Annotated in this window: 18 protein-coding genes; 7 read left to right on the forward strand and 11 right to left on the reverse strand. The window is 42.0% G+C overall.

Going from position 1 to position 24,818, the window contains the following annotated elements; genetic code table 11:
- Positions 1–4: 4 nt before the first annotated feature.
- From ACSVH6_RS01375 to ACSVH6_RS01395, 5 genes are all read right to left on the reverse strand, one after another.
- Complete coding sequence (locus tag ACSVH6_RS01375) at positions 5–1,459, reverse strand: NCS1 family nucleobase:cation symporter-1 (RefSeq protein WP_438074806.1); 1,455 nt, start codon at positions 1,457–1,459, stop codon at positions 5–7.
- Positions 1,460–1,470: 11 nt separating this feature from the next.
- Positions 1,471–2,823 (reverse strand): aminotransferase class III-fold pyridoxal phosphate-dependent enzyme, encoded by a 1,353-nt coding sequence (locus tag ACSVH6_RS01380; RefSeq protein ID WP_438074808.1) that lies wholly within the window; start codon positions 2,821–2,823, stop codon positions 1,471–1,473.
- A 15-nt stretch (positions 2,824–2,838) separates the two neighbouring features.
- Entirely contained in the window at positions 2,839–4,296 is a 1,458-nt protein-coding gene (locus ACSVH6_RS01385) for a CoA-acylating methylmalonate-semialdehyde dehydrogenase (RefSeq protein ID WP_438074810.1), read from the reverse strand.
- A 219-nt stretch (positions 4,297–4,515) separates the two neighbouring features.
- Positions 4,516–5,757, reverse strand: coding sequence for a T9SS type A sorting domain-containing protein (locus tag ACSVH6_RS01390; protein ID WP_438074812.1), 1,242 nt, complete (start codon positions 5,755–5,757; stop codon positions 4,516–4,518).
- Positions 5,758–5,953: 196 nt separating this feature from the next.
- The gene (locus ACSVH6_RS01395; protein ID WP_438074814.1) at positions 5,954–9,565 is read right to left on the reverse strand and encodes a beta strand repeat-containing protein; all 3,612 of its coding nucleotides are present in this window, start codon (positions 9,563–9,565) and stop codon (positions 5,954–5,956) included.
- 240 nt (positions 9,566–9,805) lie between these two features.
- On the opposite strand from ACSVH6_RS01395, the gene ACSVH6_RS01400 reads away from it, so the two are divergent.
- Positions 9,806–10,351, forward strand: a complete 546-nt coding sequence (locus ACSVH6_RS01400) for a hypothetical protein (RefSeq protein WP_438074816.1) — start codon at positions 9,806–9,808, stop codon at positions 10,349–10,351.
- 3 nt (positions 10,352–10,354) lie between these two features.
- On the opposite strand, the gene ACSVH6_RS01405 is transcribed toward ACSVH6_RS01400, so the two are convergent.
- The gene (locus ACSVH6_RS01405; RefSeq protein ID WP_438074818.1) at positions 10,355–11,083 is read right to left on the reverse strand and encodes a hypothetical protein; all 729 of its coding nucleotides are present in this window, start codon (positions 11,081–11,083) and stop codon (positions 10,355–10,357) included.
- A 192-nt stretch (positions 11,084–11,275) separates the two neighbouring features.
- Between ACSVH6_RS01405 and ACSVH6_RS01410 the strand changes: the two genes are divergently transcribed.
- The 3 genes from ACSVH6_RS01410 (at position 11,276) to ACSVH6_RS01420 (ending at position 13,180) form a co-directional block, all read left to right on the forward strand.
- A complete protein-coding gene (locus ACSVH6_RS01410; protein WP_438074820.1) occupies positions 11,276–11,773 on the forward strand; it encodes a nuclear transport factor 2 family protein in 498 nt (165 codons plus the stop codon).
- Between the two features lie 375 nt (positions 11,774–12,148).
- The gene (locus tag ACSVH6_RS01415) at positions 12,149–12,577 is read left to right on the forward strand and encodes a hypothetical protein (protein WP_438074822.1); all 429 of its coding nucleotides are present in this window, start codon (positions 12,149–12,151) and stop codon (positions 12,575–12,577) included.
- 18 nt (positions 12,578–12,595) lie between these two features.
- Positions 12,596–13,180, forward strand: a complete 585-nt coding sequence (locus tag ACSVH6_RS01420) for a hypothetical protein (RefSeq protein ID WP_438074824.1) — start codon at positions 12,596–12,598, stop codon at positions 13,178–13,180.
- 65 nt (positions 13,181–13,245) lie between these two features.
- Here ACSVH6_RS01420 and ACSVH6_RS01425 read toward each other — a convergent pair whose 3' ends face one another.
- The gene (locus ACSVH6_RS01425; RefSeq protein WP_438074826.1) at positions 13,246–14,184 is read right to left on the reverse strand and encodes an L-threonine 3-dehydrogenase; all 939 of its coding nucleotides are present in this window, start codon (positions 14,182–14,184) and stop codon (positions 13,246–13,248) included.
- Positions 14,185–14,377: 193 nt separating this feature from the next.
- On the opposite strand from ACSVH6_RS01425, the gene ACSVH6_RS01430 reads away from it, so the two are divergent.
- Together ACSVH6_RS01430 and mfd are read left to right on the forward strand one after the other, a co-directional pair.
- On the forward strand, positions 14,378–14,977 hold the full coding sequence (locus ACSVH6_RS01430) for a hypothetical protein (RefSeq protein WP_438074828.1): 600 nt from the start codon (positions 14,378–14,380) through the stop codon (positions 14,975–14,977).
- Between the two features lie 2 nt (positions 14,978–14,979).
- The gene (mfd, locus tag ACSVH6_RS01435; protein ID WP_438074830.1) at positions 14,980–18,342 is read left to right on the forward strand and encodes a transcription-repair coupling factor; all 3,363 of its coding nucleotides are present in this window, start codon (positions 14,980–14,982) and stop codon (positions 18,340–18,342) included.
- Here the strand turns inward: mfd and ACSVH6_RS01440 are convergent.
- The 4 genes from ACSVH6_RS01440 to ACSVH6_RS01455 form a co-directional block, all read right to left on the reverse strand.
- A complete protein-coding gene (locus ACSVH6_RS01440; RefSeq protein WP_438074832.1) occupies positions 18,339–19,025 on the reverse strand; it encodes an alpha/beta fold hydrolase in 687 nt (228 codons plus the stop codon). The genes mfd and ACSVH6_RS01440 overlap by 4 nt on opposite strands.
- Before the next feature lie 45 nt (positions 19,026–19,070).
- Entirely contained in the window at positions 19,071–21,248 is a 2,178-nt protein-coding gene (locus ACSVH6_RS01445) for a M12 family metallo-peptidase (RefSeq protein ID WP_438074834.1), read from the reverse strand.
- A gap of 80 nt (positions 21,249–21,328) precedes the next feature.
- Positions 21,329–21,688, reverse strand: a complete 360-nt coding sequence (locus ACSVH6_RS01450) for a YraN family protein (protein ID WP_438074836.1) — start codon at positions 21,686–21,688, stop codon at positions 21,329–21,331.
- Complete coding sequence (locus ACSVH6_RS01455) at positions 21,689–22,585, reverse strand: S66 peptidase family protein (protein ID WP_438074837.1); 897 nt, start codon at positions 22,583–22,585, stop codon at positions 21,689–21,691.
- A gap of 167 nt (positions 22,586–22,752) precedes the next feature.
- On the opposite strand from ACSVH6_RS01455, the gene metG reads away from it, so the two are divergent.
- Complete coding sequence (gene metG / locus ACSVH6_RS01460) at positions 22,753–24,810, forward strand: methionine--tRNA ligase (protein WP_438075755.1); 2,058 nt, start codon at positions 22,753–22,755, stop codon at positions 24,808–24,810.
- Positions 24,811–24,818 lie beyond the last annotated feature (8 nt).

Genomic DNA, 24,818 nt, shown 5'->3' on the forward strand with positions numbered 1-24,818 from the left:
ATTTTTATTCTTTATTCTTCATTAAAATCCAATACACTATTCCGCTTATCCCAAATCCTACGAACCAAGCATAGTGATACAACCCCGAAATCCACTCCGGAAAAACGGTAGTGTCAACTAATTTAATGGTTAGTAAAAAGCCCGGAACATTAGGAATAATTCCTAGTAACAGTGCCCAGATGGCTTTAGTATTAAATCCACCCAAAAAACTGTATCTCCCTTTATTGTCATACAAATCATCAACAATCAGTGTTTGTTTGCGGATGAAATAATAATCGACTATCATAATGCCGCCTACGGGTCCGAGTAAACTGGAATAGCCTACCAACCACGTAAAAATATACCCTGTAGGGTCAGCAATTAATTTCCATGGAAAAATCATAATCCCAATAATTCCTGTTATGTAACCGCCTTTTCTAAAATCAATTTTAGAAGGGGATAAATTAGCAAAATCATTGGCCGGGCTTACGATATTTGCAGCGATGTTGGTTGCCAAAGTGGAAATAGCCACGGCAATCATGGCAATGCTTACCAATAATTTACTATCAAATTTTCCGGCCAAAATCACCGGATCCCATATCGTTGTTCCGAAAACAATGGTTGTAGCCGAAGTCACTACTACGCCAACGAAGGCGAATAGTGTCATCGAGGTTGGCAAACCGTAAATCTGTCCTTTAATTTGAGCCTTTTGTGAAGTGGCATAACGGGTAAAATCAGGAATATTTAAAGACAAGGTTGCCCAAAACCCTACCATCCCGGTTAGTGCCGGAAAGAAGAATTTGAAGAAGTCTCCGGTGTTGGCAAACTTAGATGGTGTTTCCAAAATCGGGCCCAAACCGTTCGCCGCATTCAATGCCCAAAACAATAGTGCCAACGCGGCTAATGGTAAAAAGAACGCTTTAAATACCAATAGTTTTCGGATGCTGTCGACACCCAAATACACTACATACATATTCAACAACCAAAACAGGAAAAAGCAGAGAGCAGGACCGGTTTGTAAACCAAATGAATCGGGAAAGATTTGCGGAAGAGTCTCCAATGCCGGAATCCAAAGTCTAAGCATTTGATAAATGGCAAATCCACCAATCCAGGTTTGGATGCCAAACCAACCACAAGCTACTATGGCCCGCAAGATTGCAGGGATATTTGCTCCCTTCGTTCCGAAACTGGCTCGAGCAAATACCGGAAACGGAATACCATATTTGGCTCCCGCATGACCGTTGAGAATCATCGGAATTAAAACGATTGTGTTACCCAAAAAAATAGTCAATATCGCCTGCCACCAATTCATCCCGCCTTCAATCAACGAACTCGACAGCATATAGGTTGGAATACAAAGACTCATGCTAATCCAAAGGGCCGCATAATTCCAAGTGGTCCAGGTCCGTTTTTTGTTGGATACCGGAGCCAAGTCTTCACTATACAAAGATGAGTTTGTATGATTTAGGTTTTCGGACATGGGTTTGATTTTTAAACTAAAGCAGCATCTGAAATTTTCAAGGCTTCGCTAATAATCGCTAATCCTTCATCGATTTGTGCTTCCGTGACGCATAAAGGTGGTGCAATGAAAATATACCCCCAACGTACAAAAGTGTACATGCCCAATTCACGGATTTTAGCCGCAATTTGGTTGGTTACTTTCAAATCATCACCGGCACCATTATAAGGTGATATCAATTCACCTGTTGCTTTATTTTTTAAAACATCTAAACAGCCCAGCAATCCGGTGTTTCTGAAAGTTCCCATACTTGGGTGTTGACTTCTCATTGCTTCGATACGAGATTCCAAATAGGCTCCCATTTTACGGGTGTTTTCAATCAGTCTGTCACTTTCGTAAATATTGATAACTGCCAAAGCTGCTGCCAAAGCTACCGGATGACCGTTATACGTCAAACCAATCATCATCGGGGTGTTTTCGAATTTTTCAGCAATCTTATCAGAAACCATCAAACAGCCTAGCGGCAGATACGAAGCGGTTAATCCTTTGGCCATGCAAACCATATCGGGAATGATGTCGTGGTTTTCAAAACCGAACCACTTTCCGGTACGCCCAAATCCGCTCATGACCTCATCGGCTACGAATAGGATGCCGTATTTTTCACAAAGTGCTTTCACACCTTTTAAATATCCTTTCGGATAATGCAAACAGCCTGAAGAACCGCTTTCGCCTTCAAAGATAAAAGCGGCGATGTTGGTTTTGCCTTCTAAATGAATGACTCTTTCCACATACTCCAGACTCAGGCTCAGCTTCGTTGCTTCGTCCAAGTTTTTCATGCCGAAGAAATAATACGGATCATCTATGTGAATCGCATTCGGCATTTGTTGAGAATCATTGGCCAACTTTCTCGGGTCGCCACCTACCGACATGCCACCAATGGAACCCCCGTGAAACGCGCGATATCTTCCAATGATTTTGTGTCTGCCTGTATATAATCTGGCCAATTTTATCGCATTGTCAATAGACGATGTGCCACACAAGGTATAGAACGCTTTGTTCAAATCACCCGGACAGATTTCTGCCAATTTACGCGACAACTTAGCTCTGATTTCCGTGGTGCAACTCGGGGTTACAAAACTTACTTTTTGCATTTGTTCTACTACGGCATCGGTGACTCTTTGGTCTCCATGACCAATATTCACAGACATTAATCCGGAAGAAAAATCAATAATTCGGTTGCCGTCGTAATCGTATAAATACACGCCTTCGGCTCTTTCTATCGCGATAGGATTTACGCTTGCTTGGGCTGACCACGAGAATAAACTGAATTCTTTGCTGTCGTTTATAATTTGTTCTTTGGTCAGGGTTTGTTCTTTTGTAATCATTTCAATTGTATTTTATTAACTCATCCAGTTCACTCCTGCTTCGGCATTCCATTTTACAGTGCTTTTCTTCAATTTGGTCCAAAACTCTATGGAGCTTTTCCCCGTGATATCCCCTACACCGAATTTACTTTCATTCCAACCGCCAAAGCTGAATGGTTCACGCGGAACAGGTACGCCCACGTTTACACCTATCATTCCGGCACTGGCTTTGTCAATAATGTAACGCGCCATCCCTCCGTTTTGAGTAAACACACTGGCGGCGTTTCCGTATGGATTTTTGTTTTCGATGGCTAACGCTTCGTCAACCGTATTGGTTCGGATGATAGAAATGACCGGCCCAAAGATTTCTTCGCGCGCCACACTCATTTCAGGCGTTACAAAATCGATGACTGTTGGTCCGACATACGTTCCGTTTTCTTTTCCGGGTACTTTGGTATGTCGTCCGTCTACTAATATTTTGGCTCCGTCTTTTTCGGCTTGAGTAATATAACTTTCTATTCTGTCTTGAGACTCTTTATTGATTACCGCGCCCAGATTTTGTCCTGGTACTATTTTTCGGGCTTCGTCACAAATTTTGGCTACGATATGGTCAATAGCACCAACGCCAACCATAGCAGAAGCAGCCATACAACGTTGACCGGCACATCCTGACATGGAAGCCGCGACGTTTTGTGCTGTCATATCCGGAATGGCATCGGGTAACACCATCAAGTGGTTTTTGGCACCTCCTAAAGCTAAACATCTTTTCAGATTATTGGTGGCGCGTTGGTAGACAATCTTGGCTACTTTGGTAGAGCCTACGAAGGAAACCGCTTCTATATTAGGGTGATCGCAAATGGCATTAACAATTTCTACATCGCCATGAACTACGTTAAAAACGCCATCCGGTAGTCCGGCTTCTTTTAACAATTCGGCTATTCTACCACAGCTCAACGGCACTTTTTCGGAAGGTTTAATAATCATACAATTGCCTAACGCAATCGCATTGGGAATGGTCCAATTGGGCACCATCGAAGGGAAGTTAAACGGAACAATTGATGCCACTACCCCTAATGGTACATGCTCCGTTCGGCATTCCACTCCTTTACTGACTTCGAGTAATTCGCCTGTAATCAATTGGGGTAAGGATGTGGCGAATTCGGTTAACTCGATGCATTTTTCTATTTCGGCTACGGATTCCCCGTAGGTTTTTCCGTTTTCTTCACTACACAATTCGGCTAATTCTTTCAGGTGTTTTTCCAACAAAGTTTTGTACCTGAAAAAAACCTGCACTCTTTCCTTTATGGGCGTTTTGCTCCACGCGGGGAATGCGGCTTGTGCAGCTTTGACTGCCCGGTCTAAATCTTGTGCGCTTGATAAAGGGACTGTAGATAAAAAACTCCCGTCTAAGGGAGAGATAACATTTAAAGTTTGTGTTGTTGTTGCCGGGACGAAGTGCCCGTTGATGTAATTCTGAATTGCGGAATATTTCATTGAAATTATTATTATTTTACAAATATTTTAATAAATGTAATAACAATTTCGCAAAAAACAAATTTCAGTAATGAATTATTATCATTTTGGCAATTTTAACTGAAATTAATAAGCATTTTCAACAATAGGAATTTAAAAACTTTTAAAATAAAAGGATATCAATGTAATAGCCCCGTCTTTATGAGACGGGGCTATCGCTGTTTTGCAAGTCGTAACTCGTTATTCTATCGTGAATTTAACCGTTTTTGTGACTCCTGAAGCGGTTACTTTACCAAAATATATTCCTGCGGAAAGCGAATTACAGTCAATTGTTTGAATGGCTTCATTGACATTGGCTTGTTGCACCATTCGGCCTTGAACATCGTAAATCGTAAAGACTGTCGCATCCGAAAGAACAGCATTGCAATACAATTTTAATTGTTTATCGCGAATCGGATTGGGAGCTACTATTATATTGTATGATGGTTGCTCAAACGTTCCCGTTCCTAAATTCGGCGTGGTCAACCATATGATGGCATTCATTAACAGGATTTGATGATTCCCGTTGGCATCTGCTATATAACCGTCGTAGAGTACATCTCCGGTATCACCTGTCCCGTCATCGGGAATAGAACTATCTCCAATAGCTACCACTTTTCCGGACTGATAGGTTGCCTGTGCCACCATTACATTAGTTGTGCCGGCATTATTGGCTCCGGTTTTATAAATCAATCCCCTCACGCTACTGTTGGAACCTGTATTTAAAGTCATGGTTGTTCCGCCGGACCATTGAGCTTTGGTTACATTTCCTTTGACTCCGTGCAGAATTGGATTCGTCGGCAAATTGGCAACATTGGTAGTTGTCTGATTGAAATCGGCTAAATCAAATTGAATTCCGAAAGGATCCGTCTGCACCGAATTGTTGAGCATTAAATCATTCCATATTACGGGAGAATCATAACCATCATTGTTTCGGTCGGAAACAGTATGATCCGCTATCATCATTAAGCCCCCGCCGTTTTGCACAAAGTGCATTATTGCATCTCTTTCGGTTGCTGAAAACAACATATTAGGTTCATCGACAACGAACACGTCATAATTGCTTAAATCCTGGGGATTGGTTGTTGAACCGTAGGTAATGGCCACATTAAACGGCAAACTCTCTACAGTATATCCTTGTTTAACGCAATCGACCGCCCAATAAGACAGGGCTCCTTGCCAATACTCTTCCGTAGTAGAAGCTGTAATTCCGGATTGCGCCGGGGTAGGATAACGTTGTGGATTAGAGCCTCCCGTTGTACCGGAACTTGCATAGGGCAAATGCGTGGTACTGTTGAAGTAAATATTGTGTGCATCAGCATCTATAACCCAATCGGCATTTCCTGCCATTTCTGCTTTGGTAGCGTCAAACAAAATTTTTACTTGGGCGTTCGCACCAAAACTTAGTAACAATCCTAAGAGCAATGTATTTTTTATTTTCATGTTTTTAAAAAAAGAAATCCTTAAATAACCGCTTTGCCGTTCAAAACCCTAATTCAAAGCAGCCTGTAAAAATAACATCTGTTTACCTTTCTTTTACAAAAACAAAAAAAATAAGCTTTTCTTAAGAAAAAAAGCCTTCGTTCCAACGGTTAAGAACGAAGACCTTTCTTCTGATAAAAATCAAACCCAACTAATTTTATTCGTCATTGGCAATTTGTGAATTGACTATTACGTTTTTGTCTTTTTTAAGTGTCATACGCTGTAACAGGTGTTTTTTGGTTACTACCACACCGCTATCTGTTGTGATTTGTACCAAAACCACTTCGTTGGCTAAGCTGATATTCAAAGCTGTTTCTTTGGCATTGATATTATTTTTCTCCAGCAACAATTTCCCGGTGATATCAAACACCTTCACTTTGCTCATGATTTGATTGCCTGAATTGATTACTAAATTATTAGTGGCGTCACGATAAATGACCACTTGTGAAGCATTTAAAGTTGGATTGGAAACACCCAATTGTTGTTGGTACACCAATTCAAATCGGGTGGTAAATGTACCGGCATCCGAAGCAAAAGTGTATCCGCCGGTATGTAAATCATGGACTGTTCCTGACAGATTATCACGAAGTAAAACGGCCTGATTTCCATCGGCAAACAATCCGTCTGCATGATCGATTGCAATGGTATAATCGCCAGCGGTGGTAGCTTTGAAGCTCAACGGCACCACATCGGCGGCATCAAAAGGCAAGGCTCTTCCCTGAATGGCATAAGGTGTGGTTCCGATTAGCGAAGCCAATGCTATATCACCGTCATTAATGTATTTCCCGTCAATGTAGGCATCTACTTCCTGAGTCGCATTGGTGATGTACCCCACCATGGTTTGAGAAAAATCTCCGGCTGCGTTAGTCGCGTTAAGCCAAATACGGTTTTTTTCTACAGCGCTTGTGGCGTCATTTGTTTTTAAGAAATGGTTGAGATGGCTGTCCGAACGCATGGTGTTGTCAAACTGAACCGTCCCGGATCCTGTTCCGGTGGCCTCTACAAAAAATCCCTGACCTGCCTGAATGACTGCTATTGGGTTTTGTGCAAAGGCATTGGCTGAAGCGTTTCCGTTGCTTACAAAACCTCCCAGAGGAGTCATCGTACAATAGCTGGCCATGTTAGATCCATTGGTTTTTCTCCAGAAATACAAGGTTCCTGTGATGCTGGCCGCGTTATTGGTATTGTTGATGAATGCATCAATATCCAGCGGAGAAGGATATGGATTTCCTATCAGATTGAAGCGATTTCCAGCTCCTGAGTTTTGCAGTGTATAGGTATAATTTCCGTTGTTCGGTACCCCTACAAAACTTCCGACCCATGTTTGCGGAGTCGTTGGATGATTGTTGCCTACACGGATTAAATACGCTTTGGCAGTATCAAAAGTTGTAGTTGACGGAGCCGCAATTACATCGTATAAGTTGGTTGCCGTATTGTAGGTATAAAAGCGATTGCTTAATGTTTGTGGTGAAAATGCCTGCAGTTGTTGATTGGCAACTGGTGAACTCCACAAGGTGTAATCCAATCTCTGCAACAAGGCACTTTCTCTTTTGATGGTAACGTTACCTGAATTGGTATTCGCAGTCCCGTGCTGGATTAAGTTGGCATTGGAGTCAAAAGTTACTGAACTTCCGGTGGCTACTGTCAATGCTCCTTTTAAATCTACTGTATCTCCGGTAGAGAAGAGTACTGTGGCATTGTTATTTACGGTCAGGGAGCATGCGGTGATGTTGGTTCCGTTTGAGGTATAATTACCGGTCATGACAGCGGCTTTGAGTGCATCGGGAGTTCCGTTGCTCCAGGCTGTTCCGTTCCAGATAGTTGTTGCTCCTACGGTCACTTCGGCTGCTGTTGAGTTCGCTACCGGACTGCTTCCGTATTGTACCACTGCTCTGAATCGGGTGGTTTGGGTTAATGCTGAAGAAGTATAAGTAGTGGCCGTGTTGGCAATCGTTGTCCATGAGGTAAAAGGACTTACCGCATACTCCCATCGTACTACTGAACCTGACTGACCGGACAGCGACAATGTAGCTCCTGTACCGGGACATACTGTGTTATCACCCGTTACGGTTCCTCCTATCGAAACTCCGTTTACGGTTAAGGTTCCGTTGGTATAGGTTATTGTATAATTGTTGGCATTAAAAGTACCTCCTGTAGCCGCTGACGGCACTATTGGATACGTTCCGACGGCAGCAGCGGCTGTAGCGCCGGCACTGGTTAAGGTTACCCCTCCTATGGTTTGACCGCCCAGTAATCCTGAGGTGGTGAAGGCAGTAGTGCCTAAGGTATAGGTTGTGCCGTAATCTTTGGTTGCATTAGAAGCTGTTATAGTTAAGGGTGCTTTTTGTATACTGAAGGCGCTATTTCCATTGGCCTGAGCATAATTTCCATTAGCAGCCACGGTAGCCATGACCACATAACTTCCCGCATTGGTTGGTCGCGTGGCGCTAGGTCCGTATACTGTTCCTCCGGTTCCTGAATAGCTGTAGGTATATGATGTACCGGTACCGGTGTTGGTAGCGGTATTTGGTCCCTGAGCACTTCCGGTATAGGTGTAGGTACCTACGGTTACCGTTACTACAGGAGCAATTCCAGTTATTGAAAAAGCGGTGGCGGAAGAACTTGCGGACCCATAGTTTCCGTTGGCCGCTACAGTAGCGGTAGCTGTATAGGTTCCGACATTGGTTGGTCTTGTGGCACTAGGTCCGTAAGTGGTGCTTCCCGTTCCTGAATAGCTGTATGTATATGTGGTTCCTGTACCTGTGTTGGTAGCGGTGTTTGGACCCTGAGCACTTCCGCTATACGTATAAGTGCCCACGGTTACGGTTACCGTTGGGGTGGCTACTCCTATGGTAAACGCTGTGGCAGAGGAACTGGCAGACGTGTAGTTCCCGTTAGCGGCTACAGTAGCCGTAACAGTATAGGTCCCGGCATTCGTTGGGCGCGTCGCACTGGGCCCATAGGTGGTACTTCCGGTTCCTGAATAGCTGAAAGTATAAGAAGTACCCGTTCCCGTATTGGTCGCGGTGTTTGGCCCTTGAGCACTGCCTGTATATGTGTAAGTACCTACGGTTACGGTTACCGTTGGCGTGGCTGCGACAACAGTCAGTGTGCCATTTACATACGAAATATTATAATCTGAAGTTGAAAAGGTTCCTCCGGTCGCTGCACTGGGCGTAATTACTGAAGTAGTCCCTGCGTTGGAAGTAGCCAGCAAGGCACCTGAACCATAGGTAAGGGTTACACTGCCGATAGTATCTCCGTTTACCAGTCCATTGGCAGTAAAAGCAGTTGCTCCTGTTACGGGGGTTGACTGCGTTGTTCCATACGTTTTGGACGCATTGTTTGCCGTGATGGTGAGTGCTCTTTTACTCACTACATAATCCGCACTAGCTGAAGTAACTACATTCACGGTACTTGAAATGGTGAAAGGTGTAGTTCCTGCAGAAGTGGTTCCATCAGTAGTAATTGTTATCGTTACCGTTTGTCCGTTTCCGGTGAGGGCTGTGGTTCCCAGTCCGGTTACTGTTACTCCGGCGGGGGGTGTCCAATTGATGGAAAGCACGCTGGACCCATTACCGTTTCCTGATTCGGTGAGCGTCAGTGTATAGGTAGTACTGGATGCGGTACCATACGTTACCGTTGTTGATTGGGAACTAACACTAATTCCTGTTACTTTTAGAGCGGCAAAAGTTTTGCCGGTACAGAAGAATAACAACCCAATAATCAGGGCTGTATACATTTTCGGGGTTTGTAATTTTGTTTTCATTTTAAGGGGCTTTTATTTGACACAAGGTGTAAATCTTACAACAAATATCCATAAGAAGTCAATCCCGTTTCAACAAAAAAGACAGACGGGTTCAAAGTGTAGACGAATGGTATTTATACTATGGTGAATGGTATTTTTGTCGTTTATAAACCTATTTTTTCGACAAAAAGCGCTAAAAAAAGTGTTTTTTGAGCCCATTGTTAATAATTGTGTGGTTAAGCTGTAAAAACACTCCATGAAATGCACTTATTGGTTATAAACTCCTATTTTTTAGGCTATTTCACAGAATTAAAGTTTCGACGAACGTTTTTGAGTCAGGGGAATTTTGTGAATATCGGGAGTTTTTTTGCGGTTAATCCTATCATACAAGATTTAGTTTTTTTGACTTTGTATGTTGTTTGGGCACTATTTGATGTTATTTATGTTCTTTCAGACATTACCCATGCCGTTTCAGCGCGTGACTATACGATTTCAGGCGTTGCCCATACTGTTTCAGAGCATACCCATGAGATTTCAGACGTTACCCATACTGTTTCAGAGTGTACCCGTGTGATTTCAGACGATACCCATACTGTTTCAGAGCGTACCCATGAGATTTCAGACACTACCCATACCATTTCAGAGCGTACCCATGAGATTTCAGACGTTGCCCATTTGATTTCAGAGTGTGCCCATGTTATTACAAGCATTGCCTCTATCGTTTCAGAAAAGCCTACTTTATTTAATAAAAATCCCCTGATGACTTGGTCTTGTCATCAGGGGATTACGGGTTGTGTGGCATTTTAGTTATCAAGACATTCTTCTGAATTTGAGATTAACGGCGGCTCTGTAGTAGTCGGCTGCGCCTTCAATTGATTTCAGATAGTCTTTGATAGGTCCGACCAAATCGAGGAGGTTGACCGGATTGTTGTACAACAAATCGTTGCGTTGTTTGCGGGCGGTAATGAGCTCATAGGTTTTTTCGGTGGCGATGGTATTGAGGTCTTTGAGCTGGGTGTAGAGGTTGTTGAGGCCGGTGATTTTGAGGTCGTCCTCATTGGGCGTGTAATTGGGGTACGACGTGAGTAAGCTGATGAGTGTTTGGAGATTAGTCGCCCGGTTGGTGTAGCTCATCTGGGCATTGGAAATGGTTTGGGTGTCTTGGTTCTCGGGATTGGGGTTTGTGGCTTTGGCCTGGTCTCCTCTTATTTTTTTAACCAGTGCCATCACATTATCGTTTTCGGCTTTGGAAAGTCCGAGGGAATTGAAGCTGTTTTTGATGCGGGTGGATAGTTTGCGAAGTGGGAGGAATCCATTTTCGCGGTTGGCTACTGCGGTTTTGAAGGGAGCCGTTTTATCGGCCAGGTTTTGAATGCTCACATCGAGTTGGGAGCTTAGTGTGAGGAGGTCGGCAATTTTGATTTGGGTATTGTACGGTTGGTACAAGGGGCCCATTTCCTGAAGCAGTTGGATGAGGGCTTTGAAGTTGGTTACATTTTTGGCATGTCCTACTTCTGATGTTGATTTTTTCGTTTTCATGGTAAATCGTTTTAATTGGTTACTAATGAGTAGGTTTAACCACATACCGTGCCGCATTTGTACGATTTTTGTTAAATTTTTGTGAATGTCTTGTTAAATTTTTAACAAGGGGAACATGACAGGATTTGTAGCCCAGGCCGGGTGTAGGAAAGTGAGAAATGTGTATCTTAGCCTTACTTAAAAAATACGGCTATGAAAAAAGTGGTTCTTTTATTGCTTCTTTGGGGGCCTATGGTCCTTTGGTCACAAGACCAGGCTAAAGCACAAATCAACACTACGCTGGATGCCTGGCACCAAGCTGCTGCTGAGGCAAATTTTAAAAACTACTTTGACGCCCTGACTGATGATGCGGTTTTTATTGGTACCGATGCCACAGAGCATTGGGATAAAAAAGCCTTTGAAGTGTTTGCCAAACCGTATTTTGACAAAGGGAAAGCGTGGAGTTTTACTGCTTTGGAACGCCATATTTACTTTAGCAACGATAGAAAAACCGCTTGGTTTGACGAATTGTTGAATACGCAAATGAAAATTTGCCGGGGTTCGGGCGTATTGGTATTGGTTAACGGGCAATGGAAAATCAAACACTATGTGCTGTCTATGACTGTCCCGAATGACAACACGGATGTGGTCATCAAAATCAAAGCGCCCATTGAGGAAGCTTTGATCACTACACTTAAAAAAAATAATTAATTCACTGAAAACCATTCGTTTTTCTTTTTCGTAAATGGCTTTAGAACCCCAAATTCTAAAGCTTATGAACGTTAACAAAAAGATTACTGTCTTATTTGAAACCATCGTTATTGTGGCCATGGTTTCGCTGGTTTTTTTGGTCTTTTACCTAGTGTTTTCCTACTAGGACAGTAAATCGATGTCGTCTTTAAAGCCAAGTAATCACCTGCCACCCTACTACTTGATGTTTGGTTAGTTTTGTTTAGAAGAAAAGCACTGTCGTTTGGTTTCGACAGTGCTTTTTGATTTTAATCCTTATTCCCAAAAAAGAAAAAACCGCTTTCGTAAAACCACAATTTATTTTATCTCGTACATCCCTTCATAAAACAAAACATTATGAAGAATTACAAAACCATTAAGAAAGTACTGCTGGGAATACTGGGTGTATTCTTACTGCTGTTTATGATACTCGTGTATCATATTGCCACAGCCAAACCACCCGAAAATGCTACCATACAAGTGAGCCGCATTGACTTTGACCGGCCATTTGACTCGCTGAGCACTGTTGACATTACAAACAAGCTGCACTCTATTAAGGGAGTGAAAAGCGAAGTTATTGTAAAACGAAATGTGGTGGTGTATTTTCATGACAACCGTATAGCCGACTCGAAAAAAGTGTATGATGCACTGATGGCTAAGGGGAATTACAAAGCAGAGCGGTTTGTGATTCCAGCTGATTTGGCGAACCAACCGGTTTGTCCGGTGATGAAAAAAGACGGCTTCACCTATAAATTCAGCAAGTTCGTTAAAGATGTTTTTAATTAATCCACTAAATATAACATTATGACAAAGTTTTCAAGATTGGCACTGAGTGCCTTAGTACTGGGAGCGCTAAGTTTCTCCTCCTGCAGCAGTAGCGATAACAGCACTCCTGCAACACCAAGTATCTACGAAAGATTAGGCGGCACTACCATGGTGTCTGACCCTGATAATCCGGGACAGATGATTGAACAAGGGCGTTTGAGTTACCGCAAAGTGGTCAACTCAACCATTGGCCTGATAGTAGCTGACATTCAAAGCAATGCCTCGGGGAATTTAGGGGCACATTTTGCTCCTCTATTGGGCGAAGTGGGAGCTGGAAATACTACTAATCTGGCTGAATTGGTAGACAATCTGACGGATTTCTTCTCTTACAATACCGGAGGAACGAATGCTGTGAATATGTATACCGGTTTGTCGATGGCTGATGCGCACAATCCTGCTGTGAATTCACGTATGGGGGTTAAAGCCACCAATGCAGATTACACCAAGTTTGAAGGATATGTTGGTGCAGCAGCACAAGCCAACGGTGTGGCAGCCAATACCCAACTGTACACTGATTTGGTAGCTGTACTGGAATCGTTAAGAAGTCCGATTGTACAACAATAAAGGTTTGTTTTGTTTAAAATGAAGGCGCCGCCACTGTCATCAGGGCGGCGTCTTCTGTTTTTCATTTATTTTAAATGTTCGAGCATTTCTACCGTCATGGAAGCCATGTCAAACTCATGTTTCCAATTCCAATCTTCGCGGGCGCGGCTGTCGTCAATAGAGGCCGGCCAACTGTCGGCAATTTTTTGGCGGAAATCGGGTTTATAGGTAATGGTAAAATCAGGGATATGCTTTTTAATTTCGGCTGCGATTTCTTTTGGGGTGAAACTTACGCCCGATAAGTTATAGGAAGAGCGTATTTTGATGGCTTCACTTGGTGCCTGCATGATTTCTACCGTTGCGCGGATGGCATCGTCCATATACATCATCGGCAAGGCTGTTTCTTCTGAGAGGAAACACTCATAGGTTCCTTCTTTTAACGCTTTGTGGTAGATGTCTACGGCATAATCTGTGGTCCCTCCGCCGGGTTCAGTTGACCAACTGATAAGGCCCGGGTAACGAATGCTTCTGACGTCTACGCCATAAATGTTATGGTAGTATTCACACCATCTTTCACCGGTTTGCTTGCTGATTCCATAGACCGTTGTGGGCTCCATGATGGTGTATTGCGGCGTATTGTTTCTTGGGGTTGTAGGTCCGAAAACCGCGATACTGGACGGCCAGAATATTTTTTTGATTTTTCCGGCTTTCGCCAAATTCAACACGTGGAAAAGCGAATTCATATTCAAATCCCAGGCAAAAGCGGGATTTTTTTCAGCTGTGGCCGACAATAAAGCTGCCATCAGATAGACATCGGTGATTTGATATTGCTCGATTAAATGTTCGATCTGATTGTAATCTAAAGCATTGACCACTTCAAAAATACCGTTGTTTACAATGTCATTGTTTAGTTTTCGGATGTCGGAAGCAATAACATTATCGTTCCCGTAAATGCTTCTGAGTTTCTGAGTGAGTTCGGTACCTATTTGTCCGCAGGCTCCGATAATTAAGATTTTTGTGTTCATTGAGTAGTTAGTTTGTTTGTGACACTGTGGGCTGTGGTTTGCTTGTAGCTGCAGTGTTCGGCAAAGATAGGATTTTCAATCACGCTTCCCTTGTTAAATAACCGCTTCTTTTTTAACAAATTTATCATCTGTTTAACGCAAGCATACAGCAGTTTCAGTTTACCTTTGTACCTTTGTGACTAAATTTTTTGAGATGAAAATTATCTTTTCTACATTATTTTTATTGACCTTGTGTTTGACTTCCTGCCAGGAAGATCCGAAACAACGTGCTTTGGAACAGGAAAGAGACGCGCAAAAAAGAGAAGTCATTTTCAACAGTATCAACAAAGATTGGAATTTCAATGCTCAACCCATTAATGCTACATCACGCGGACTGACCAATGAATGGAACGAATGGCGGATGTTTTTAAACGAATTGGGACAAAAGCCCAAAAGCACTATCGGTGCTTTTCAGCAGAAAGCGAAAGCACTGACCAAAAGAGTTGCCGATTTGAACAACAATATTCCGCCAACTTACGATTTACCCGAAATTAAAAGCCGGGTGGAAGCTATATCTACTAAAATCAATTCGATTAACTTATACATCCACCTGAATCAGATTCCCGACAAGAAAATTATTCAGTTGGTCAAAGAAATCAATATAGAGCTGGCTTCCTTCCAACAAAAACTGGATGAAGTAGTCATCAAAAAACAAATCAAAACAGAAGAAGGTGAAAGTGATATGCTGCGGATGTTAGATACCACCAGAGCCATTCCAACCCATCCGGGACCTAATGTAAATATCATCAAATAGCTTTGAGCCAAGACTCGTTATACCACAGTTATCAGCATTCGACGAAAGTCAGACAAATTGCGGAAGCCCTTGAAACCCCTTTGGTCAAATTACATTTAAAAGGGCTTTTGGGTTCTTCGTTGTCGTTTGTATTCAAAGCGGTTTTTAAACAAAGTGACAAACCGTTTTTGTTGATTTTAAACGAAAAAGAAGAAGCGGCCTACTACCTCAACGATTTAGAACAACTGATTGGGGCCAATGATGTACTGTTTTATCCGAGTTCGTACCGTCGTCCGTACCAAATTGAAGAGACTGACAATGCTAATGTGTTGTTGCGTTCCGAAGTACTGAACCGTATCAATTCGCGCAAAAAACCGGCGGTGATTGTGACTTATCCCGAAGCGCTTTTTGAAAAAGTAGTTACCCGAAAAGAACTCGACAAAAACACCCTGAAAATTGCCGTGGGCGATACCGTTTCCATCGATTTTATCAACGAGGTGTTATTTGAATACGAGTTCAAACGCGTGGATTTTATCACTGAGCCCGGTGAATTTTCAGTTCGTGGCGGGATTTTGGACGTATTTTCATTTTCCAACGACAATCCGTATCGTATTGAGTTTTTCGGCAATGAAGTGGACAGCATTCGAACCTTTGATGTGGAAAGCCAGCTTTCGGTAGAAAAACAAAACAAGATTACGATTATTCCCAATCTGGAAAATAAATTCATCAAAGAAAATCGTGAAAGTTTTCTCGATTACATCAGCGATAAAACCATATTGTGTATTGAAAACACGGAGTTTCTGACGGCTCAACTGGACAAACTTTTTGGCAAAGCCACAGAAACCTTCGACAAACTGTCGAAAGATATTAAGCATGCTTCGCCTGAACATTTGTTCTTAAACCAAGAAGGTTTTTTGCGCAAAGCCCTCGATTTTTCCATCATAGAATTATCTTCTAAACCGCTTTTCAAAACCACTAAGACATTCGAATTTCATATACAGCCGCAACCTTCGTTCAACAAACAATTTGATTTGTTGCTGAACAATTTGAGCGACAATCATTTTAACGGCTACACCAATTATTTGTACTGTTCCAATGAGGCACAGGCCAATCGTTTTCATGATATCTTCGAATCGATAGATGAAGAAAATCATGAGAATGTCCGTAAGCAATATCACACCATTGTATCCTCTTTGTACCAAGGGTTCATAGACGAGGAGAACCAAATTGCCTGTTATACTGACCACCAGATTTTTGAACGCTATCACAAATTCAGCATCAAAAATGGGTATTCCAAAAAGCAAACCATTACGCTGAAGGAACTCAACTCCCTGTCTGTTGGCGATTATGTAACGCATATTGACCACGGTATCGGGAAGTTTGGCGGCTTGCAGAAAATTCAGGTTGAAGGCAAAACGCAGGAAGCTATTAAACTGGTGTATGCCGATAACGACATCGTGTATGTGAGCATTCATTCGCTGCATAAAATTTCGAAATACAACGGTAAAGACGGCACGCCACCTAAGATATACAAACTAGGCTCGAATGCCTGGAAAGTTTTAAAACAAAAAACCAAAGCACGTGTTAAACATATTGCGTTCAACTTAATTCAGTTGTATGCCAAACGCCGCTTGGAAAAAGGATTCCAATTTGCGCCCGACAGTTATTTGCAAAAAGAGCTGGAAAGCTCCTTTATTTACGAAGATACTCCTGATCAAATTACTGCTACCCAAGACGTCAAAGCCGACATGGAAAAAGACCGTCCGATGGATCGCTTAGTGTGTGGAGACGTAGGGTTTGGGAAAACAGAAGTGGCGATTCGCGCCGCATTTAAAGCAGTAGACAACAGCAAACAGGTAGCGGTTTTGGTACCCACCACCATTTTGGCGTATCAACATTACCGCACTTTTAGTGAGCGATTAAAAGAAATGCCCGTGAAAGTAGGCTACCTCAACCGCTTCCGTACGGCCAAGCAAAAAGCCCAAACGTTAGAAGAATTGGCTTCGGGAAAATTGGATATTATCATAGGCACGCACCAATTGGTTAACAAAAATGTACAGTTCAAAGATTTGGGATTGCTGATTGTAGACGAAGAACAAAAATTTGGTGTCAATGTCAAAGACAAACTCAAAACGATAGCCGCCAATGTGGATACACTCACACTGACTGCCACCCCTATCCCGAGAACGCTGCAGTTTTCATTGATGGCCGCCCGGGATTTATCGGTGATTACCACACCACCGCCCAATCGTTATCCCATCGAATCTCAAGTGGTTGGCTTTAATGAGGAATTGATTCGTGATGCCATTTCATATGAAATTCAGCGCAACGGACAGGTATTCTTTATCAACAACCGCATTGAAAACATCAAGGAAATTGCGGGTATGATTCAGCGCTTGGTTCCTGATGCCCGAGTGGGTATTGGTCACGGCCAAATGGAAGGAGCCAAACTGGAAGAATTGATGTTGGGTTTTATGAATGGGGACTTTGATGTGTTGGTCGCCACAACGATAATCGAGAGTGGTTTGGACGTGCCGAATGCCAACACGATTTTTATTAATAATGCCAATAATTTCGGGCTGTCCGACTTGCATCAAATGCGTGGTCGCGTAGGACGAAGTAATAAAAAGGCCTTCTGTTATTTTATTTGTCCGCCGTACTCGGCCATGACCGAAGATGCGCGCAAGCGTATACAGGCGTTGGAACAATTTAGTGAACTGGGCAGCGGTTTTAACATTGCGATGAAAGATTTGGAAATTCGCGGTGCCGGAGATTTATTGGGTGGAGAACAAAGTGGTTTCATCAACGAAATTGGTTTTGAAACCTACCAAAAAATCATGAATGAAGCCATTGAGGAACTGAAAGAAAATGAATTCAAGGAACTGTACGAATCTGAACAGGATGCCGATACCAAAGAGTATGTAAAAGATTTACAGATTGATACCGACTTTGAATTATTGTTCCCGGATGAGTATATCAACAACATATCGGAGCGTTTGAATTTGTATAACGAGCTGGGGAATCTCAAAGAGGAAGCCGATTTACTGACTTATGAAAATAAGTTGACGGACCGCTTCGGGCCGTTGCCCAAAGAAGCCAAAGCGCTCCTGAACAGCATCCGTATCAAATGGATTGCTACCCAAATAGGGATTGAGAAAATCGTAATGAAGCAAGGCAAATTAATCGGTTATTTCGTGTCTGACCAGCAATCGGAGTATTACAATTCGAAGCAATTCCGCCGTATGCTACAGTTTGTACAACAGCATGGTAATATCTGCAAGATGAAAGAGAAGGAAACCAAAAACGGGCTGCGTTTACTCATCACTTTTGAAAATGTCAAATCGATAAATAAAGCGCTGGAGTTAATGGAGATGATGATCAACTAAGCGTTGAAATACCTCCGGATTTGATGGGCCAATTCTTCTGGATTTACCTTTTCAATAGGATGTTGGGTATTGGGGATAACAAGAAATTGTCCCTGTTCTAGTTGGCGGTAAACCGCAATGGTTTCTTCGAAGCTTACCATGGCATCTTTATCCCCTACTGCCATTAGTACCGGAAGCGAAATTTGGGCAAAATCAGCATTTTTCAACACCGGTGATTGCCCTAATCCGAGCATCATTGCCGCAGTTTGTCGCAATAGCGTTTCCCAATTTTCCCCGTGTCGTATTTTGAGTGCTGAGGCAAATTTGGGCACTTTTTCTTTGATTGTTTCTGGGTTCAACAAGGCTGCTTCTTTTTGAGAACCTTCAGGTGTCCATTGGAGTTTAGTGGCTAACGTAAACAATTTTGTTATTCGCTCCGGATGGTTTTTAGCCAGATACAACCCTACATATCCGCCCATGCTATAACCAAAAACATTGATTGTCTCAATGTTGTTTTCATCTAAAAACGCCAACACCTGCTGAGCAAAGCCTTCAATTGTTAAGATGTTTTGCGGCGAATGATTTTGACCATGACCTTCAAAGTTGAGAGTAAAAACTTCAAAATTGGGTTGCAAAAGCTGAGCCAATATTGTAAAATTTTCGGCACTCCCTAACGCTCCATGGAGTAATACTACTTTTTCCATATAATAAAAAACCACCCATTACAGGTGGTTGTGATTCGGTTAAAATTAATTCATCTTCAGCACTTTGAAATTGGCTTCCTGATTATTGATTTTCAGTTTGAAGAAATACGTGCCTTGGGCAAACGAGGCGATATCGACTGTGGTATTTAGTGCATTCATTTTTTGACTGTACAACAATTGTCCTTGCACATTGTATACAGTCACTTCTGAAATTGCATCTTTAGAAGTGATGTTCACTTTCCCATTGGTTGGATTCGGGTAATAACTGTAGTCTAGAAAATCATTGTTTTCGACGCCTAAGGTTCCTGTACAAGTGATATTAGCCACCCAGCCTGATCGGTTTTCAGCCTGATCTGAAACGAATTTAAAGGTTAGGGCACCGCTTGAAGCTGTTGATGTAAATGAGCCCGGAGGTGTTGTTCCCGTTAGCCCACCACTTGTCATATCAGTATAGGATTCATCCGGACCATTATAGATGTATAAGTAATCCCAATCGGTTTCCAAATTGAAACTTGTAAAAGTCGCTTTAATTTTCAAGCCCGGTCCTGTTGGCATCATTGTTCTAGTCCAGTTTTCCATATCCGTATAGTTATTTGATGTGCCTCCTGTATCGGTGAACACATAACTACACAAATTAGTGTTGGCTGTAGCAAATATTTTTTCTTTATTGGCAGCTACAACCCCTTCACTACATACCGGACGGACACGTACCATGTAGTAAGTATTCGGATTTAATCCTGAAACGCTATAACTGGCGCTGGTAACAGTATTCCATACAATAGCTGAAGAGGCAAATGGGGTTACGGCTACCTGCCATGAGGTGGCCGAACCTAAATCACTCCAGGAAATCTGAGCTGAACCGGAACTGATATTGGTTACCGTTATATCAACTACCATATTAATACAAGTGTTAACACAATCCAAACTTAAACATTCCGAGTTATTAACGGTACTCAACACTAAAGCCGAGGGCTGCGGCCCAAAACCGTTACTGAAATTAATTCCCACGCCCGAAACCAAATGGCAATAACTCATAATAGTTCCACCAACACCTGTTGGTATTGGTCCATCAGCACAATTACCTTCTTGGTAACCAGCCTGCTGACCACATCCATCGATAACCGTATTGTTCCCATTCCAATAACAACCATGGGTATGAGGAGATCCGGCTAAATGACCCAGTTCGTGAGTGATTACCTGTACAGCCCATGAGAATGTTGGTACCGTGGCATAACTGATGGAATTAACATCGGAATAACTGAAGTTGTTTTGGGAGCACAAGCCATCTATAGTAACAGCAACTCCACCCAATCCACCGGGATCTATTCCGACCAATTGTCCTAAATCTCCATCAAAAACAGGGGTATTGGCATTAAAGGCCATCAAATAATCATAGGACGTATCTCCAATTCCTTCATACGGATCCAAATCGGTCCAAATAAAAATTGATTTTAAGGCTACCGATATACCGTCATTACTGTAAAGTGTTTGTACATTGTTGAATACTGACGTCATCCAATTGGTGGTGGTGGTGGTATTACTGTCGTTTTCAACATACAAATTGTTGTCTATTTCAAAATAAATGGTAACACAACGGTCGCTCAAAGTGCTCTTATTTTCAGAAACCTGTCCTTTTGGTGTAAAACCGGTTTCTTTCACATGACAATCCAATTGGCTCAACACTTTCATTTTATTGTCGGCATATATTACATAATCCATTTGGTTATTGATCTTATCCAATTTTCCAACGACTACATTACCCAATGTCGGGCTTGAAAAAATCCCGTTAAATTCTCCATTGAAAAAATTGAATGAAGACACTGAACTGTTTTCTCCTTTCACAATACCTCGATAATACACTCCTTTTTGGTAAGCAATATTTTTAGCTTTGTCGGTATCCAAATGAAAACCTTCGGCAAACGGATTTACCTTGTATAAAAGCAAGGCAATGTTTTGGTTTTGATAGGGAATTTCCAATTCGATAGCATCGTATGAGTTGGTTACAATTTCGCTGATTTTTTCGGTATTCAACGTGGCTAAAGTGGCTCCCTCCACTGTTTTATTCACATTAGCATCAATTGTGTTTGGCGTTGCCGTAAGTACCGTAATGGGTTTAAATGTGGCGCCAATTTCCTGCAACTCTTTTACTCTTTGTGCCACTTTATTTTGTGCCCAAAGGCTAACACAACTCAGCAACATAACCAATAGTAATGATTTTCTCATAGTTTTTTTATATTTTTTCCGTAAAGTTATTGAAATTCAGAATAAAACAAATTTTTAGTGTCTTAATTAAGATTTGTTTATCAGAAATGGTAGAAAGCATCTTGTAAATGTTCTATTTTATAGTCATTTTCTTCTTTGGCGATGGCAATAATATCAAAACGAATTTGAACATCTAAATCATTGGCGAGGACATATTCATTGACAGCTTTGACCAACAGCTGAATCTTTTGAGGTTTTACAAAATCCTGCGGCAACCCATAGGCAATGCTAGAACGGGTTTTGACTTCAACAATGACAAGAGTGTTTTCTGTTTGGGCAATAATATCAATCTCGGCTTTTTGAAAGGTCCAATTGGTTTCTAAAATGGCATAGCCGTTTTGTTGCAGAAATTCAACTGCCAATTCTTCTCCTAACTTTCCAAGTTCGTTGTGTTCTGCCATTTATTGAAAAGTTACTTTGCTTCTTTCTGCCGTCACTTCCACAGAAACCTGTCTGCCAAAAATCAATGCCCGATTGTCTCGGATATGTCCGGCCGGGAAGTTATAAATAATAGGGATGTTCAGGCCCTTTACGGTATCTTCAATTATTTCCAATGCATTTCTGCCCCAAGGGATTTCATTATCCTTCATCTCTGTCATGCCGCCCACAATAATTCCTTTTAAACTTGACAAACAGCCATTGCGTTTAAGGTTGACCATCATCCGATCAACATGATACAGATATTCATCCAAATCTTCGAGAAAAAGAATTTTATCCGTACAATCAATCGCCGATTCCGAACCCAACAAACTGTAAAGAATGGATAAATTTCCGCCTACCAACTCGCCTTTGGCCTTGCCCAAATGATTGAGCGCGTCACAATCTAAAGTATATTCCAATTTATCACCAAACAAAGCCGCACATAAAGAATTCTTCGCATCATCTGTAGCACGAGGGATAACCACCGGCATGGTTCCGTGTATGGATTCAATGCCCATGCGGTTCAAATGACTGTGCAAAACTGTCACATCGCTGAAACCGACAATCCATTTGGGATTTTGCTTGAATTTGGTAAAATCCAATTTATCTATAATTTTTACCGTACCGTATCCGCCTCGCACACACCAAATCATTTTAACATTCGGATTATCCATTTGTTCCTGAAAGTCAGCTGCTCTTTGCTCATCGGTACCGGCTAATTGGTAATAATCCAACCCGATGGTTTTTCCTAATTTGACTTTTAAACCCCAGCCTTCCAGTAAATCGATAGTAGGTTTCAGATTGTCTTCTATGTTTTTTCGTGCTGTAGAAACGATGGCAACCGTGTCGCCTTTTTGGAGATAAGGAGGTGTAATCATCTTTTTTTGTGAATAAGAGGAAATTGTAATCAGAAAAAGCAGTGCAACTAATTTTCGCATTAATCCATAAAGATTAGTGAATTGTAGTTTCAAAAGTAAACAAATCCCAAAATTAATTCGGGATTTCGCAGCTAAAAAACTTATTTTTGCTGTCTATTTCAAAGATTATGTTAGAAAACCCAAAAAGATATACCATTACGGCGGCATTGCCCTATACTAATGGTCCTATTCATATCGGTCACCTGGCCGGAGTTTATGTGCCGTCAGATATTTATGCCCGTTATTTGAGATTACAAGGAAAAGATGTGGCCTTTATTTGCGGAAGTGATGAACACGGTGTGGCCATCTCGATGAAAGCCAAAAAAGAAGGTATTACGCCACAACAGGTCATTGATAAATATGATGGTATCATTCGTCAGTCTTTTTTAGATTTCGGAATTTCGTTTGATAATTATTCGCGCACCTCCTCCAAAATTCATCACGATACGGCTTCGGAGTTTTTCAGAAAATTATATGACAAAGGCGATTTTATTGAAGAAGTCACCGAACAATTATACGATGCCAAAGCCAATCAGTTTTTGGCGGATCGTTTCGTTACCGGAACCTGCCCTAAATGCGATAATCCGGAAGCTTATGGCGACCAATGCGAAAGATGTGGTTCTACCCTTAACGCCACTGATTTAATCAATCCAAAGTCAACCATCACGGGAGAAACTCCAATATTAAAATCAACAAAACACTGGTTTTTACCCTTAGACCGTTATCAGGATTTTTTAACCCAATGGATTTTGGAAGAGCACAAAAACGATTGGAAAACCAATGTACTCGGTCAGGTAAAATCCTGGTTGGACGACGGTTTAAAACCGCGTGCTGTAACCCGGGATTTGGATTGGGGAATTGATGTACCGGTTGAAGGTGCAGAAGGGAAAAAACTCTATGTGTGGTTTGATGCCCCTATCGGTTATATTTCCGCTACCAAAGAATGGGCTGCCCGTGAAGGAAAAAATTGGGAAGACTATTGGAAAAAAGACGATACCAAGTTAGTCCACTTCATTGGTAAAGACAACATTGTATTCCACTGTATTATTTTCCCTGCCATGTTAAAAGCGGAGGGAAGTTATATTTTACCGGATAATGTCCCGGCCAACGAATTTTTGAACTTAGAAGGGAATAAACTTTCTACTTCCAAGAATTGGGCGGTTTGGTTGCATGAATATTTGTTGGATTTTCCGGAAAAACAAGATGTGTTGCGTTATGCTTTGACGGCGAATGCTCCGGAAACCAAAGACAACGATTTTACCTGGAAAGATTTTCAGGCCAGAAATAACAATGAGTTAGCGGCTGTTTTTGGCAATTTCATCAACCGTGTGGTGGTGTTAACCAACAAATATTACAACGGAATAGTTCCACAACCCCATGAACTAACTGAAATTGACGAACAAACCTTAGCTGAATTAAAAGCCTATCCGGCGGTGATTTCCTCTTCTGTAGAACGGTACCGATTCCGAGAAGCCCAAGGCGAGTTGATGAATGTAGCTCGTTTGGGAAATAAATATTTGGCTGATGAAGAACCGTGGAAAATGGTCAAAACCAACCCGGAACGCGTGCAAACGCAGATGTATGTAGCCCTTCAGATTGCAGCGGCGTTGCAAGTTTTGTGCGAGCCCTTTTTACCGTTTACCTCGGGTAAATTGAAAACCATTTTAAACAGTAAAAACCTTACTTGGAATTCGGTTTCCGAAACCCCCGATTTGCTTCCGGCCGGTCATCAAATTGGCCAAGCGGAAATTTTATTTGCGCAAATTGAAGATGCCGAAATTCAAAAACAGATAGACAAACTCGAAGCCAGTAAAACTGCTAACGCCATGGAAGACAAAACTACCGAACCACAAAAAGCCACAGCCACTTTTGACGATTTTGCCAAACTTGACTTGCGCGTAGGCACTATAGTAGCAGCTGAAAAAATGCCGAAAGCCAATAAACTTTTGGTCTTGAAGGTAGATACCGGTTTGGATGTACGTACCATTGTTTCGGGCATTGCGGAACATTTTTCACCGGAAGAAGTGATAGGCAAACGCGTAACGGTTTTAATTAATTTGGCTCCAAGAGCCTTGCGCGGGGTAGAAAGCGAGGGAATGATTTTGATGACCAACAATGCTGCCGGTCAATTAGTTTTTGTCAATCCGGATGCGGATGGCGTTGATAATGGAGCATTGATTAGCTAATACTACAT

This window comes from Flavobacterium sp. XGLA_31, assembly GCF_051547105.1.
GTDB lineage: Bacteria > Bacteroidota > Bacteroidia > Flavobacteriales > Flavobacteriaceae > Flavobacterium.